A 15,589-nucleotide genomic window follows, 5' to 3' on the forward strand; every position below is an offset into this window, starting at 1 on the left:
ATGGCCGACCAATAAAAAAGCCGCTTCCTTAACAGAAGCGGCTTTTTTGTGCCCGTCAGGCGAACCTTACATGCGGTTCAGCCATTCCGGCGGCTCTTCAGTCTCTTCCTCGCTTCCCGCCAGGCCTTCCTTCGGCGGAACAACCAGGTCTTCCCTGTCGACGCCCATGGCAACCAGCAGGTTGGCCGATACGTAGATGGAGGAATAGGTACCTACCAGAACACCGATAATCAGCGCGATGGAAAAGTTGTTGATCGCTTCGCCGCCCAGAAAGAACAGAGCCAGAAGCACAACCAGCGTGGTACCAGACGTATTAAGAGTCCGGGTAATGGTCTGGTGAATGGATTCGTTGATAACGTGTGAAGAATCACCCTCGCGCATTTTACGAAAGTTTTCACGGATACGGTCCGCTACAACGATGGTGTCGTTGAGCGAGTAACCGATAACCGCTAGCAAGGCTGCCAACACACTCAGGTCGAAGGTCCACTGGAACAGCGAGAATACGCCCAAAACAATAATCACATCGTGGGCAAGCGGCACGACCGACGCGATGCCGAATTTGAACTGGAATCGCATACCGACGTAGATCAGAACCACTGCCAGAGCTATGAGCAGCCCCAGGCCACTGTCCTCTTTCAGCTTATCGCCAACCTGGGAGCCTACGAACTCGGAGCTCACCAGCTCAAGCTGATCTCCTCCGGCCTTTAGCGCCTCGACAACCTGGGGAGCCAGTTTGTCATCAGATGCCTCTGCCATGCGGACCAGCACAGTAGTATCAGCGCCAAAGTTCTGAACCACGAACTGCTCGTAGCCGGCCTCGTTGAGGGTTTCCCGGATATCGTCCAGCTCCGGAGAAACTTCGTACTCCAGCTCGACGGACGTGCCACCGGTAAAGTCCAGGCCATAGTTCAAGCCCCGTACGGCGAGCAGAGCGATGGAAATGACCACCAGGGCAATGGACAGAACGGAAGCAATTTTCCGAAAGCCCATGAAATCAATGGGTTTCTTGTCAACTTCAGACATTGGCTTGCTTCCCTCCAATCGAGAGCTTCTTGATGGTTCGACCGCCGTACACAAGATTGACAATGCTTCTACTGACCATCAACCCGGAGAACATGGACGTAAGGATACCGATGGACAGAGTAATGGCGAACCCTTTCACCGGGCCAGAGCCCATGGCGAAAAGAATCACAGCAACCAGAAGCGTCGTAATGTTGGCATCGACAATCGAGACAAAGGCCCGGGAGTAGCCCGCATTGATAGCCGATTGCGGCGGCACGCCGGTTTTCAGCTCCTCTTTTATCCGCTCGAATATCAGAACGTTGGCGTCCACCGCCATACCTACCGTGAGAACGATACCGGCAATACCCGGAAGCGTCAGAGTCGCCGACAGGATGGACATGCAGGCAATCAGCAACATCAGGTTAAGGGTAAGCGTGACACTGGCGATCAGACCGAAGCCACGGTAGTAGACCAGCATATAAGCCAGCACCAGGGCGAAGCCGAGAATGACCGACATCAAACCAGCATCGATATTTTTCTGGCCAAGGCTCGGTCCGATGGTGCGTTCCTGTACAAAGTACATGGGTGCCGCAAGCGCACCGGCCCTCAGCAGCAGCGCAAGCTCAGATGCTTCGGTGACTGAATCCAGTCCGGTAATCCGGAAACTTGAGCCCAGTGCCGACTGAATGGTCGCCAGACTGATGATGCCCTTCTCGACCACCCGCTCCTCGACGGTGCGTGACTCGCCATCCACCATGACTTCTTCGGTTTCGGTGCGGTATTCGATAAAGAGAACGGCCATTCGGCGGCCAATGGCATTGCGGGTCGCCCGGTTCATCAGGTCACCGCCAACGGAATCCATGGTGATGTTGACCTGCGGCTGCCCGTTCTCGTCAAAGGCCTGCTGGGCGTTTGACACGTTATCGCCGGTCACGATCACTTCCTCGTCCAGGCGCGCGGTCCGGTTCGGGTTATCGCGGAACGGGAACACCTCGACCTCGCTGGAAGCGGCATCCTGGCGTGCTTCCAGGCGGAATTCCAGGTTCGCCGTCGCGCCAAGTACCCGTTTCGCGGCGGCTGTATCCTGAACACCCGGCAGCTCGACAATGATCTTGTCTGCACCCTGACGCTGGACCAGCGGCTCGGCAACACCCAGTTCGTTGACCCGGTTGCGGATGGTCGTCAGGTTCTGTTGCAAAGCGTAGTCCTGGATTGACTGGACTTCGGCTTCGGACAGGGTCAGTTCAAGCTCAAATCCACCCTCTTCGGTCTCGTTCTCGTCGATCTGGAACTGAATGAATTCATCGCGGATCAGACTGAGGGCCTCCGCCCGATCTTCAGCATCGCGGAAGGTAAAGGCAATGGAACGACTGCCTTCGACCTCACCACCACGGTAGCGGATGCGCTCATCACGCAATTGGCGCTTGATCTGGCCGGCAACGGCTTCGAGACGCTGCTCGAGGGCGGTTTCCATATCCACTTCCAGCAGGAAGTGAACACCACCACGAAGATCCAGGCCCAGCTTCATCGGGCCGGCGCCCAGGGCACGCAGCCAGTCTGGCGTGGATGCCGCCATGTTCAGAGCCACCAGATAGTCACGTCCGAGCGCCTGCTGAACCACGGGGCGCGCCCGAAGTTGCTGTTCAGCGGTAGTAAAACGGATCAGTGCGTCCCGCTCCTGGAGACTGGAGCTCTTGACCTCTATACCTTCGGCTTCAAGTGCATCAACCGCGCGCTCAAGAATGCGCTGATCAACAACCGTGGTGCTTCTGGCACCGGTGATCTGTACGGCGTAGTCATCGGGGAACAGGTTCGGTAAGGCATAAATAAACCCGATCACCAACGCAAACACGATGATCAGATTTTTCCAGAGCGGATACTTGTTCAGCATGGGGTCCCTTTAAGCCGGCCGGGAGGCCGGCTGTATTTCTCAGCTTGGCAACGAAAGATCAGGCCCGCCTGGGCCAACCATCAGATGTTATTCTCAGACGTCTTTCAGGGTGCCTTTAGGAAGAGCGGCTGCAACAGCTACTTTCTGAACTTTCACTTCAACGTTGTCAGAGATTTCCAGAGTGATGAAATCATCAGCAACCTTGGTGATTTTGCCGGCAACGCCGCCAGACGTGACCACTTCGTCACCCTTGTTCAGGCCTTCCATCAGTGCTTTATGTTCTTTGGTGCGCTTGGACTGGGGACGCCAGATCAGGAAATAGAAAATCAGAATGAAGCCGGCAAAGAAAATCACCTGCCCCATAACGCCCATACCCTGGCCGGCTGGTGCGCTTTGAGCCAGGGCGAGTGCCGGCATTACGGCAAGAAAAGCGGCAACAAGCAGCTTGATAGATTTCATGGTTACATCTCCGTTGGTCATTAGATTCGGATAGCTAAGACACCCGGCTGCCAGAGGCCATATCAGTCCGCAATTGGCGGTACGGTCTCGCCCCGGCGCGCGTAGAAGTCGCTTATAAAGTCCGACAATGTACCTGCTTCAATGGCCCCACGCAATCCGGCCATGATGTTCTGGTAGTAACGCAGGTTATGGATGGTATTCAGCTGTGAACCCAGCATTTCCCCACACTTATCCAGATGATGCAGATAACTTCTCGAAAAATTCTCACAGGTGTAACAGTCACACAGGTCATCAAGAGGCTGGGTATCATGACGATGCCGGGCATTGCGGATTTTGACAATGCCGGTTGAGGTGAACAGATATCCGTTCCGGGCGTTGCGTGTAGGCATCACGCAATCAAACATGTCGACACCTCTGCGAACCGCCTCCACCAGATCTTCCGGGCGCCCCACTCCCATCAGATAACGGGGGCGGTCCTCCGGCATTCGGGACGGGAGGTGATCGAGTATCCGGATCATGTCTTCTTTGGGCTCGCCCACCGACAGCCCACCGATTGCATAGCCGTCAAAACCGATGTCAGTCAGACCTTGCAAAGACCGATCCCGCAGGGATTCATACATACCGCCCTGCACAATACCGAATAGCGCAGCCGGATTGCCCTCATGGGCTTTTTTGCTGCGTTCAGCCCAGCGCAGTGACAGCTCCATGGACTCCCTCGCCTCGGTTTCCGTGGCTGGATAAGGCGTGCACTCATCGAAGATCATGACGATGTCGGAGCCAAGGTCCCGCTGAACCTGCATGGCGATTTCCGGGGATAATTCCACCGGCGACCCGTCGATGGGCGAGCGGAAGGTGACGCCCTGCTCTGTGATCTTGCGCATCTCACCCAGACTGAATACCTGAAAGCCCCCGGAGTCCGTGAGGATCGGACCCTGCCACTGGGTAAAATCGTGTAGATCACCGTGAGCCTTAACGACTTCCGTACCCGGGCGGAGCATCAAATGAAAGGTATTACCCAGGATGATCTGAGCGCCAATGCCCTCGATATCCCGGGGCAGCATGCCCTTCACGGTGCCGTAGGTGCCAACAGGCATGAAGGCCGGAGTCTCCACCACACCACGGGGAAAGGTAAGCCGGCCGCGACGCGCGCGCCCCTCCTCGCCAAGCTTTTCAAAAGACATAAAGCAGGATGTGTTCATTAAGCGGCTCCGGTGATAAACATGGCATCGCCGTAACTGAAGAATCGATAACGCTCCGCTACGGCCGCCCGATAGGCATTCATGGTGTGGTGATACCCGGCAAAGGCACTGACCAGCATAATCAGAGTGGATTCGGGCAAGTGGAAATTGGTAATCAGAGCGTCTACCGTTCGGAACCGGTAGCCGGGATGGATAAAAATATCGGTCTCGCCCTGAAACGGCATCAACGTGCCGCTAATACTGGCAGACTCCAGTGAACGAACCGACGTGGTACCAACGGCGACCACGCGCCCACCACGGGCTTTTGCCGACTCAACCGCGCGGACAGTGCTTTCCGGAACCTGCGCCACTTCACTGTGCATCACGTGATCTTCAACCCTGTCCACCCTCACCGGCTGAAATGTGCCTGCGCCGACGTGAAGTGTCACGAAGGCCTGCTCAATGCCTCGAGCTTTCAGTTGCTCAAGCAGCTCGTCATCAAAATGCAGGCCGGCGGTCGGGGCTGCGACAGCGCCGGCTTCCCGGGCATAGACGGTCTGATAGCGCTCCCGGTCGGTGGCCTCGTCGGGACGATCAACATAGGGTGGCAAAGGCATATGGCCGACGCGCTCAAGCAGTGACAGAAGCGGCTCGGCTCCTGCCAGACGAAGATGAAAAAGCGCGCCTTCACGCCCCAGCATCTCAAGCACAGAGCCATCTTCCAGAACAATTTTCTGCCCCGGGCGCAATGCTTTTGAGGCTTTAACATGGGCCAGCATCTCGTACCTGTCTTCAAGCAGCCGCTCCATCAGCACTTCGACCTGGCCGCCGGTTTCTTTGCGGCCGAACAGGCGCGCTGGAATCACCCGGGTGTCGTTAAACACCAGCAGGTCACCGGGGTTCAAAAGCTCAAGGATATCTGCAAAAACGCGATGACAGAGGTCGCCGGTTTTACCATCGAGGGATAGCAGGCGTGAGGCGCTGCGCTGCGCCAAAGGATACCGTGCGATAAGTTCATCGGGCAGGTCAAAATGAAAATCGGAGACGTTCATGGGCACAGTTGCACAAGCATGTTGGCTGGAAACGTGGTGGCCGGAGACCTGGCTGGGGAAAATCTGCTTTCTCTGGTGGTAGCGGAGGCCGGACTCGAACCGGCACGCTCTTGCGAGCAAGGGATTTTGAATCCCTCATGTCTACCAATTTCATCACTCCGCCAATTCTAGAGTGCTGGCGATTATACTGACGTGGAGTGCGAAAGCAATAACCGGCGCATCAACCGGTTAACCATCCTCAGCCGACTACAACTGATCAAACAGGGACAACCCTGAGACCCGGGCAAAAGATTGTTGAGCAGCCTGCAGAACAAAGCTCTGAAAGCTAAGATTGCTGATGGCTTCGGCGTAATCAACATCCCTGAGTTCGGAACGTATTTCCTCGCTATACACCGACGAATCCTCGAGAAACCCCCTGGTGGATTCCACGGCATTCAGGCGGCCGCCCAGTTCAGTCTGTTTCAAAACCACACTTTCCTGAGCGTTATCGAGGTTGGCCAGGCTGTTGGCAATCAGATCGTTGTATTCATCCTGGCCAGCTGGCGTGCCTTTGTTGATGCTGTCGAGCCCGGCAATGAGCTTTTCGATTGTACCAAAAACCGACTGTCTTCCAGCGGTGTCGATCGTAAACTGGTCGCCAACTGCTTCATCACTGATGGTTGCTCGAACCCCTGCAATTTCAAATGGTTCGCCACTAGTGTAAGGCACTGGTGATCCCGGGAGCGGGTTGCCGGTGCGGCTGTTGGTCACCGTCAGCGAACCAAGGCCCGCATCAACGGTAATCACAATATCGTCCGGAGCTACTGTGGAATAGAGTTCCTGATCGATCACTTCAACACTGTTAATTCGCCCATCAGTTAGCGGTGCCGTTGGGGTAGTGTTCTCTCCGGAAACGGCAGCCGATATCGTTGAAAATATCCCTTTCCCGTGATCACTAATGGGCACGGTCACCCCATCATCAATCTCCAGTGACCGCTGGCCCTCATCTCCCTGATAGACCCAACTCCCGCTGGCATTCTGTGCAAACGCCGGCGTGTCGCCCTGGAATCCACTGAATATATACTCTCCGGACGCATCCCGGGTGTTGGTAATATCCGCCAGCTGTCCCAGCCGTTCTTTCAGTTCCGCAGAAATGGACCTGCGGTCGTTCGGGGACAGGGCCCCGCTACCAGCCTGTACGGTCAGTTCGCGGACCCGCTGGATAACGTCAACGGATCGTCCCAGAGCGTCCTCCTCCTGTTCCAGACGGTTCTCCGCAAGGCTCACATTGCGCTGGTAGGTATCGATGCGCTGCAGTTCCTGGTCCAGCTTCAGGATGCGGGCAGCCGCCACCGGGTCGTCAGACGGTCTGTTCACCCTCTTACCCGTTGAAATCTGCTCCTGGGTCTGCGCCAGGTTACTGTTAAGATCCTGCAAACGGTTAATACCGCCTGAAAAAATCTGCTGTGATGATACCCTGATCATGTCAGTTCACCTCTCGTATCAACCGTCATTTAACGGAAACTCTGCAGCAACGTGTTGAACAAATCCTGGGCGACGCTCATGACCTGCGCCGAAGCGTTATAGGCGGCCTGATACTGGATCAGCCGGCCCGCCTCCTCGTCCATATTCACACCGGAAACCGATTCTCTTTGATTCTTTGACTGTTCCAGCAGTGTTTGCCCTGAATCCTTGTCCAACTGGCTCTGCCGGGTTTTCACACCGATCTCGCCGACCAGGCTGGAATAGCCCTCGGAAAAACTCTGGTTGCCGTTGTTGAGGGTATTTTTCGTGCCCAGCGCAGCCAGCTTTTCGGCATTACGGTTGTCAGAAATGCCATTGGTGTTGTAACTGATGTTGAAAGAATCGCCGGGGCTGGGCCTGCCGGAGATTTCAAACTGGAAACCATAATAATCGGGCGAGCGCGGATCTTCGGTGAACAACTTGTTCGACGTACCCGGCTGGAACACGTTGACCGGCGGCACCGCCGCGGCATCGCCTGCCTGCAGAACCGCGCCGGAACTGGCGTTGACCACGTCATACACCAGCTGGCCGCCATCTTCGCGGAACTGAATCTGCAAAGGCGGCGAAAGCTGCCCTGCCTGCCGGAAGTTCGGTAGCAGAGAGTTGGTGAACGGGTCGCGAACATTCAGCATGCTGCCCTGGGTAATGACCCCGTCACCACCATTGCTGCTGCTTGCCTCGGCCCGCACCGGGCTGGCAAAGGCGATGTCTTCCTCGCGATTGATCGCCAGGTCAAGATTGGCCGCAGCCTGTCGGGTGGGTTCAATCAGGAAGCTGTCGCCAGCGTTGAATGTGCCGCCCTCAATCCGGATATTGAAACCGGGCATCGAGATCTCGGACTGCACCGGGTCCGGCAACCGACCCTGGTTCACCACTTTGCCAGAGGCGCGATCAATCAGTTCGAAATCCCGGCCATCGCCGCCAAACTGCAGTGACCAGCTTCCGCCCGGCAGTTTGGAGCTGTCAATAATCTCTACCGCCAGCTGGGCGTTTCCGGGCGCGGCGTTATTGGCGTTCGGCACCACACGTCCCCGCTCGGCTGCCAGGCTGTTAATGTCCGAAAAGAACTGCCCGCCCAGGTCTCCTTCGAGATCCATCCCGATCTCATGCTGGTGGTTGACAGTATCCGCAAGGGCAATCGCAATACGCCCAAGTTCAGCTGCTGCAGGGCGCAGGCCTTCCTCGGCAAAGCGTCGCAAACCGCCGAGCTTGCCACCATTAATCTGTTCATCAACACCGAGGGTTCGACCGCCACTGGTCAGGGTGAATTCCAGATAGTTCGGGTCTTCAGCATTGTCCCTGGTCCCCAGTTTGGCCGCCGTGGACTCCAGAACAAGGGACTGCCCGTTCTGTAGAGACACGTTGACCTGACTTCCCTCGGCTGCCACCACGCGGATACTCACAAGCTCGGAAAGTTCACGGAGCTTTTCATCCCGTTGGTCCAGCAACGCATTGGGTTCCTTGCCCTGAGCCAGCCCAGGGGACTGGGCGATCGCCCGGTTAAGGTCGGCAATACTCTGGATCAGCGTGTTTGCGTCATCGACGCCCTGGCGCATCTGGGTCTTGATGGACTCCCGCTGCTGGGTGAACTCGCTGTTAATACCCTGAAACCGGTTAATAATCTGTTGCGCTTCGCTAAGCACCAGCTGGCGTTGTGGCAGCGATGTCGGGTCTTCCGCTGCATTCTGCAAACTGGAAAAGAAATTGTTCAGGGCATTGCTCAACCCCGTGGCGTTGCCGCCCAGCAGGTTATCCAACCGGTTGAATTCCGAGTTCAACGCGTCCTGCTCACCGAACAGGGAGCTGTCCTCCCGGATCTGTTGGGTCATGAATTCGTTCGCCAGCCGGCGCACGTCGGTTATCTGGACACCCGAACCAATATAGCCGGCGCCCGTATTCTGGCCGGGCTGGGTCTCGAACTGAACTTCCTGACGGCTATAGCCCGGGGTATTGGCGTTGGCGATGTTGTTGCCGGTGGTGTTCAACGCGGATTGATGCCCAAGCACACCCGTCAGACCAATATTGATCAAACCTGCCATATCATTACTCCCCGTTGCCGCTCAGGCCCATGGACACCGTGTCCATGGTGTCGGTATTCAGGATACGGCGGATCTTCTCGCCATAGTTCGGATCGGTGGCATATCCGGCTTCCTGCAGTCTGTCGGTGAACAGCTCCGGGTCATCCGCCGCCGCCAGCACATCCCGGTAACGGGGGTTCGATTCCAGGAAAGACACATAGTCCCGGAAGCTGGATTCATAATCCGGATAGGACCGGAAGGACGCCCGCTCACTCATGGGCACGCCTTCGCGGAATTCCGTGGTGGCAATATTGACCGAATCACCGGACCAGCGCTGATCGGCCTTGATGCCAAACAGGTTGAAGCTAGGGGAACCGGACTGCCCTTCAATCATGTGTCGGCCCCACCCGGTTTCCAGAGCGGCCTGGGCGACCATCACCCGGGGATTGATTCCGGTGGACGCTGCGGCACGCTCGGCCATCGGCAACAGATGACGCACAAACGACTCGGGTGAATCGAAGCGCGCCGGTAGCGCTGGCACTTCGTCTTTTAACGAGGAAGAGCTGACGGACTCGGCCACAGCGTTCACCTTGTCTACCTGCTCCGGCAACCGCCTGGTGAGCACTGGCAGGCTCCGGTCGTAGTCTCTCAGTTCCGCTTTGTGAGATGCCATCGGGCTGCCCTCGACATCCATGCCGGGAATCTGCCGGCTGAGCTGGCGCACCAGCGCTTCCGCAAGGCCCGTGCCCTGCTTCTGGGACATGCTCAGGCTCAGCTGGCTATCAAACATTTCCTGATAGAATTTTGACTGGCTGCTGTTCAGGTAATTGCCCTCAGCAAACACATCCCCTGCCTTACGCATGGACTTGACCATTTCCGAGAGAAACAGGCCTTCAAACTGCTCCGCGACTTCCCGCAGCGCGCCCTGCTTGTCGGTGCGCGCCTGGGTTTTGAGCCGGTTCAGGCCTTCAAACTCGGTATAGATCTGTGCTTTCTGAACGCTGAAGTCCTGCATCGCCGCACCTATATAACAATCAGCTCGGCACGAAGCGCGCCGGCCTGCTTGAGTGCTTCCAGTACCGCCATCACATCCCCCGGGGCCGCGCCCACCTGGTTCACTGCCTGGACGATCTGGTTCAGGGTAACCGCGGGCCCGAACTGGAACATTCGGGCCGGCTCCTGGGTAATGGCAATCTGGGTATTGGGTTCAACCACCGCGTCGGCGTCAGTAAACGGGTTGGGCTGTTCTACTTCAGGGTTTTCCTGGATGGTCACTGTCAGATTGCCATGAGTCACCGCAGCGGCCGTCACCTGCACATTCTTGCCCACCACAATGGTGCCGGTGCGGCTGTTGATGACGACTTTCGCGGCTTCCTCGGCCGGCTCAACGTTCATGTTTTCCAGAATCGATAGAAAGCTTACCCGCTGCGACGGATCCCGCGGTGCCCTCACAGATACCGACGTGGCATCGTGGGCGTAGGCCATATCCGGCCCCAGGTTGCCGTTGATGGCCTCAACCACTCGCCGGGCCGTGGTGAAATCCGGGCGCAGCAGGTTAAAAGTGATGGTGTCGCCCTGAGCGAACACCGAGTTGACCTCACGTTCAATGGTTGCACCGTTGGGAATACGACCGACACTGGGGATATTCACGGTGATACGCGAACCGTCGGCACCGCCAGCCCCGAAGCCGCCAACCAGAAGGTTGCCCTGCGCCATCGCATAGACCTGGTTGTCCGCGCCTTTAAGCGGCGTCATCAACAAAGTGCCGCCGCGAAGACTGTCAGCATTGCCGATGGAAGACACGGTAATATCCATTTCCTGACCGGGCTTGGCAAAAGGCGGCAGATTGGCCGTCACAGTTACCGCGGCCACGTTAGCCAGACCCAGGCTGGCGCCAGGCGGCAAAGTGATGCCGAACTGGTCCATCATGTTGCGGAAGGTCTGGTTGGTGAACGGGGCGGAGTCCCCTGTGCCGTCAAGGCCCACCACCAGGCCGTAACCGACCAGCTGGTTGTTACGCACACCCTTGATGCGTGCCAGGTCTTTCAGGCGGTCCGCCAGCACCGGCGCGGCAATCACCGACAACATAATCAGGGCAACAAAAAACCGAAGTGTTTTCATAGCGGGAACCACTCGCTGTTAAAGAAGCGTGCCAGCCAGCCCATCTGATTGGCCTGGTCGAAATCACCGGTACCGCCGTAGGCAATACGGGCGTCGGCTATGCGATTCGAAGCCACCGTATTGTCTGGCTCAATATCCTGCGGGCGCACAAGCCCTGTCAGGCGAATGTATTCATCACCATTGGTCAACGACAGCCATTTCTCGCCACGAACCCGAAGTACGCCGTTGGGCAGAACCTGGGTAACGGTCACAGTGATACTGCCGTCCAGGCTGTTGCTCTGATCCGCTTCCGCCGAGCCTTCAAAATCCCGTTCCATATTCGCCTCTGTTGCCACGCCCAGATTGGAGCGGTTCAGAATCTGAGGATTGGGCAGGGAAATCTCGTTGTCCTTGGTAATACTGCTTTCGGCATTCTTGCTGGCCTGGGTGGACTCCTGAAGCTCTACCGTCAGGATATCCCCCACATTCAAAGCCACCGTATCGCCATACAGGCTGAAATTGCGGGAAGGCTGGTAGATCGCGCCGGAGTCCGGGTCGCGCTGCATCATGTTGTCCGCAACCACCGGCGCATAAGCCGGGTCATTGGGCATCGGCCGTTCACGGTTCAGCGCGGTGCAGCCCTGCAGCAGCGCGAGGCCGCAGATCAGCAATAGGGTGCCAACCCGGCGATCGCTTCTGGATGTGAATATGATGAACGTCATAACCTGTCCCCCGGCCGCCACTCAGTGCTAGCCGATATTATTCGTGATGAACTGAAGCATCTGGTCAGTGGCAGACACCACCTTCGAGTTCATCTCGTAGGCCCGCTGCGTGGTAATCATGTTGACCAGTTCTTCCACAACCTCGACGTTTGAGGCTTCAACCATGCCCTGCTCGAGCGAACCCAGGCCTGAAAGACCTGGCTCGCCTTCGGTGGGGTCACCGCTGGCGTTGGTGGCCTTGTAAAGGTTGTTACCAATGGCCTGCAAACCCTGGGGATTAATGAAATCCACCAGCGTAATCTGGCCCAGGTTCTGGGGCGCGGACTGATCATCAGTGATGGCCGTTACCGTTCCATCCTTGCCGATGGTGATCGTGGAGGCGTTCTCCGGGACGTTGATATTGGGCTCAAGGGGGTAACCGGACGGACTCACAATGTCGCCATCGGAGTTCAGCTGAAACTGACCATCCCGGGTATAGGCAATCTGCCCATCCGGCTGCAGCACCTGCATAAAGCCCCGGCCATCAATCGCCAGGTCCAGCGGCTGCTCTGTCACCTCCAGATTGCCCTGGGAAAACTGCTTTGCCGTTCCCACGATGCGCACACCGGTACCCAATTGCAGCCCCGATGGCAGTTCGGAATTCTGGGTATTCAGGCCGCCCGGTTGACGGTCGATCTGATAAAGCAAGTCCTGGAATACCGCCCGGTCCCGTTTGAAACCCGTGGTGTTTACGTTGGCCAGGTTGTTGGAAATGGTGGCCATGTTGGTATCTTGGGCGCTAAGCCCGGTCTTGCTGACCCAAAGTGCTGGATGCATGTTCTTCTCTCCTTGCCGAGGCGTTCAGACAGCGGCCAGAATTTGCCGCTTCAGCCCGCCCGGCCGAGTTTCGATCGGTTTATCAGAGGTTCTGCAACAGTCGTGCCGAAGCCTCGGAATTCTCGTTTGCCGTGGTCATAACCTTCACCTGCATTTCGTACTGCCGTGACAACTGGAGGTTGGAGATCATTTCCTCTACCGCGTTAACGTTGGAACTTTCAAGAAAGCCAGACACCACACGCTGGTCGCCCACTGCTGGCTCCGGGCCATCAATCGCCTGGTCGGGTTTGCGCTGAATAAAGCCCTCCAGTCCCTTTTCCAGAGCCTCGCGGGGTGGATTCACCAGTTTCAGGCGATCCACTTCCACCAGCTGGTCTGGCGGACCGCCTACTGGCACAACCGAGATGGTGCCGTCAGAGCCAATCTGGACGTTGTCAAAGGGAGGGAGTGCAACCGGACCACCGTTGCCGAGAACCATTTCGCCGCTGGAAAGGCGCACCAGGCCGTTAACATCTACCTGCAAGCTGCCGGTACGGGTAAAAACCTCTTCACCCTGCTGGTTCTGAACCGCCAGCCAGCCTTCACCGTCTACCGCGATATCGAGCTTGCGGCCGGTATCCTGAAGGGCACCTGCTGACAGATCGGTACCCGGGCGTTCGGACATGGCATAGGCGCGGGTCGGATGATGTTCGCCGAACACCGGCATACTCCGGGCCTGGGCGAAGTCCCGCTTGAAACCGGTGGTGCTGACGTTAGCCAGGTTGTTGGCATGGGCGCGCTGGGACAGCATGTTCTGCTTGGCGCCGGACATTCCAATATAGAGGGCTTTATCCATGGGAAAACTCCTGCCGGAATATTGACTGTTTCCAGTCCTTTTATCCTATTCCTGCAGGAGTTGTGCCAGATTTCGTTTCAGGTGTTATCTGAGGTTGATAATGGTCTGGGTCACCGCATCGGACGTCTCGATGGTCTTGGCATTCGCCTGATAGTTTCGCTGGGCGATAATCAGGTTAACCAGTTCCGCCGACAGATCCACGTTGGATTCTTCCACCGAGCTTGCCTTGATCGCACCCAGGGTGCCGGTGTCAGGCGCGCCGATAATCGGCTGACCGGACTCGAAGGTTTCAACCCAGGCGGTATCCCCTACCGGCGCCAACCCGTTGGTGTTGCTGAACGAAGCCAGCGATACCTGTCCCAGGGACGTGGACTGTCCGTTGGTGTAGCGGGCGAACAGCACGCCCTCACCGGAAACGTCCAGGCCTGACAGCCGACCGGTGGTGTAGCCGTTCTGCTGCTGATCCGTCACCCCGAATTCACTGCCGTACTGGGTCGTCTCTGACAGGTTCAGCACGAAAGCGGATGTGGTTGGCGGCTCCGGAATCGGAGTGGTGATCGGGTTGCCAGGCGCAGGTGGGCCGTCAGCCCCGTTGGGGGTTCCATCCGCGCTTTTCGGGACCCAGTCATCAATCAGGATTTCGCCACTGGGATCTCCGTTTATAGACTGCAGATTACCATCCTGGTCAAACCGCGCCTGATACGGATTAGTGTCGGTACCACCAACGAATTCCCCGTCAATCTGCAGGTAAATCGACCACTCACTGACGCCTATTCCATTGCCGGGTGCCGGCTGCTTCACGTAAAACTGGCTGATCTCGTGGGAGTTGCCAAGACTGTCGTAGATTGTCGTCGTGGTGGCGTGGTTATAGGTGCGCTGATCGTTCGGGTTGAACTGGTTGGTGATATTGATCGAGCGGCTTGTCCAGGAATCAGCAAGGTTGGTACTGCCGGCCGTCGAGACAATGTTGGTAATCTCGCGGTCCGCCTGGGGACGCACAGTGCCTACGGTAGTTTCCGGCGCCTGAGTCAGGCCGGTGCTTGAGAAGCCTGCTGTCAGGTTGTTGCCGCGATTATCCACCAGACGCAAGTTGCCACCTACCAGGGAAGCGTTAATGGTCGGCGCCTGGGCGGTGTTGATAGCGTTTACCAGAGACTGGGCGTCGGTCACGCCCACGGTGTCCACGGGCACGTTCACATTACCGACAGCCAGATCGAACGAGAAGCTTCCCGAGCCAATCGCAGTGTTCAGATCAGCCTCGCTGATACCTTCGTACTGGGTGGTAGCCGAAGCCGACAAGCCGTCCACACCGTTGAGTACATCCACAACATCTGACGCAGAGTAGTCCGCCACGTTGGCCGGATTAATGGTGGTCGTTACCGTCGATCCGTCATCATAGGTGATCTCAAACGTTTCCTGAGGAAGTCCCGCCGTTGACGGCGTTGTCGCTGGTACCGTGAAACCGCCGAAATCGCCCATGTCTGCGACGCGACGCTCCAGGACCGTCTCTCTTGAATCTAGGTTGAGATCGGACTGTAATTCAGTGGTGCGACGTGGCGCCAAGTTGCCGGATTCAATCTGCAGGTCACCACGAACACCGGACAGGTTGCCGTCTTCATCTGCCGTAAAACCCTGGAGCCGCATGTTCTGGTTGTTGGTGATAAACCCTTCTTTATCGAGGCCAAACTGCCCAGCGCGGGAATAGCGAACTTCGCCACCGTTGCTTAGCGTAAAGAAGCCGTCGCCGTTGATAGCCATATCAAGGCCGCTATCAGTGAAGCTGATGTTGCCCTGACTGAACGATTGCTTGACGTCCTGCACCCGCACACCATCGCCAATATTCGCGTTGCCGGAGCTAAGAAACCCGCTGGCGTAGAGATCGCCAAACTGGGCCTTGCTGCCCTTGAACCCCACGGTACTGGCGTTCGCAATATTATTACCGGTAACGTCAAGATCAACCGACGCTGCCCTTAATCCACTAAGACCCGTGTTAAAAGCCATACTTCACCTCTT

13 protein-coding genes and 1 tRNA gene are annotated in these 15,589 nt (G+C 57.1%); all 14 read right to left on the bottom strand.

The annotated features are described in order from the left end of the window. Positions 1-66: 66 nt before the first annotated feature. On the bottom strand, positions 67-1,023 hold the full coding sequence (secF, locus tag FPL19_RS15535) for a protein translocase subunit SecF (protein WP_150913798.1): 957 nt from the start codon (positions 1,021-1,023) through the stop codon (positions 67-69). After that, on the bottom strand, positions 1,016-2,893 hold the full coding sequence (gene secD / locus FPL19_RS15540) for a protein translocase subunit SecD (protein WP_150913799.1): 1,878 nt from the start codon (positions 2,891-2,893) through the stop codon (positions 1,016-1,018). The genes secF and secD overlap by 8 nt, the downstream gene beginning before the upstream one ends. A 93-nt stretch (positions 2,894-2,986) precedes the next feature. Further along, positions 2,987-3,352, bottom strand: coding sequence for a preprotein translocase subunit YajC (gene yajC / locus FPL19_RS15545; protein ID WP_150913801.1), 366 nt, complete (start codon positions 3,350-3,352; stop codon positions 2,987-2,989). Positions 3,353-3,414: 62 nt separating this feature from the next. Next, positions 3,415-4,533, bottom strand: coding sequence for a tRNA guanosine(34) transglycosylase Tgt (tgt, locus tag FPL19_RS15550; protein ID WP_150914282.1), 1,119 nt, complete (start codon positions 4,531-4,533; stop codon positions 3,415-3,417). 17 nt (positions 4,534-4,550) lie between these two features. After that, a complete protein-coding gene (gene queA / locus FPL19_RS15555; protein ID WP_150913803.1) occupies positions 4,551-5,582 on the bottom strand; it encodes a tRNA preQ1(34) S-adenosylmethionine ribosyltransferase-isomerase QueA in 1,032 nt (343 codons plus the stop codon). A gap of 76 nt (positions 5,583-5,658) precedes the next feature. Continuing rightward, positions 5,659-5,745: transfer RNA gene (locus FPL19_RS15560), tRNA-Leu, on the bottom strand. 83 nt (positions 5,746-5,828) lie between these two features. Continuing rightward, positions 5,829-7,046, bottom strand: coding sequence for a flagellar hook-associated protein FlgL (flgL, locus tag FPL19_RS15565; RefSeq protein ID WP_150913805.1), 1,218 nt, complete (start codon positions 7,044-7,046; stop codon positions 5,829-5,831). A 29-nt stretch (positions 7,047-7,075) separates the two neighbouring features. Next, the gene (flgK, locus tag FPL19_RS15570) at positions 7,076-9,124 is read right to left on the bottom strand and encodes a flagellar hook-associated protein FlgK (protein ID WP_150913807.1); all 2,049 of its coding nucleotides are present in this window, start codon (positions 9,122-9,124) and stop codon (positions 7,076-7,078) included. Positions 9,125-9,128: 4 nt separating this feature from the next. Beyond that, positions 9,129-10,118 (bottom strand): flagellar assembly peptidoglycan hydrolase FlgJ, encoded by a 990-nt coding sequence (gene flgJ / locus FPL19_RS15575; RefSeq protein WP_150913809.1) that lies wholly within the window; start codon positions 10,116-10,118, stop codon positions 9,129-9,131. An 8-nt stretch (positions 10,119-10,126) separates the two neighbouring features. Continuing rightward, the gene (locus FPL19_RS15580; RefSeq protein WP_150913811.1) at positions 10,127-11,224 is read right to left on the bottom strand and encodes a flagellar basal body P-ring protein FlgI; all 1,098 of its coding nucleotides are present in this window, start codon (positions 11,222-11,224) and stop codon (positions 10,127-10,129) included. Beyond that, positions 11,221-11,925, bottom strand: coding sequence for a flagellar basal body L-ring protein FlgH (gene flgH, locus FPL19_RS15585; protein WP_150913813.1), 705 nt, complete (start codon positions 11,923-11,925; stop codon positions 11,221-11,223). Before flgH ends, FPL19_RS15580 begins: the two co-directional genes overlap by 4 nt. Positions 11,926-11,952: 27 nt before the next feature. After that, the gene (gene flgG / locus FPL19_RS15590) at positions 11,953-12,741 is read right to left on the bottom strand and encodes a flagellar basal-body rod protein FlgG (protein ID WP_150913815.1); all 789 of its coding nucleotides are present in this window, start codon (positions 12,739-12,741) and stop codon (positions 11,953-11,955) included. Between the two features lie 82 nt (positions 12,742-12,823). Then, a complete protein-coding gene (locus tag FPL19_RS15595) occupies positions 12,824-13,576 on the bottom strand; it encodes a flagellar basal body rod protein FlgF (protein WP_150913817.1) in 753 nt (250 codons plus the stop codon). Positions 13,577-13,660: 84 nt separating this feature from the next. Further along, positions 13,661-15,577 (bottom strand): flagellar hook protein FlgE, encoded by a 1,917-nt coding sequence (locus tag FPL19_RS15600; RefSeq protein WP_150913819.1) that lies wholly within the window; start codon positions 15,575-15,577, stop codon positions 13,661-13,663. Positions 15,578-15,589: the final 12 nt, after the last annotated feature.

It is taken from the genome of Marinobacter halotolerans (assembly GCF_008795985.1).
In the GTDB taxonomy this organism is placed as follows: domain Bacteria; phylum Pseudomonadota; class Gammaproteobacteria; order Pseudomonadales; family Oleiphilaceae; genus Marinobacter; species Marinobacter halotolerans.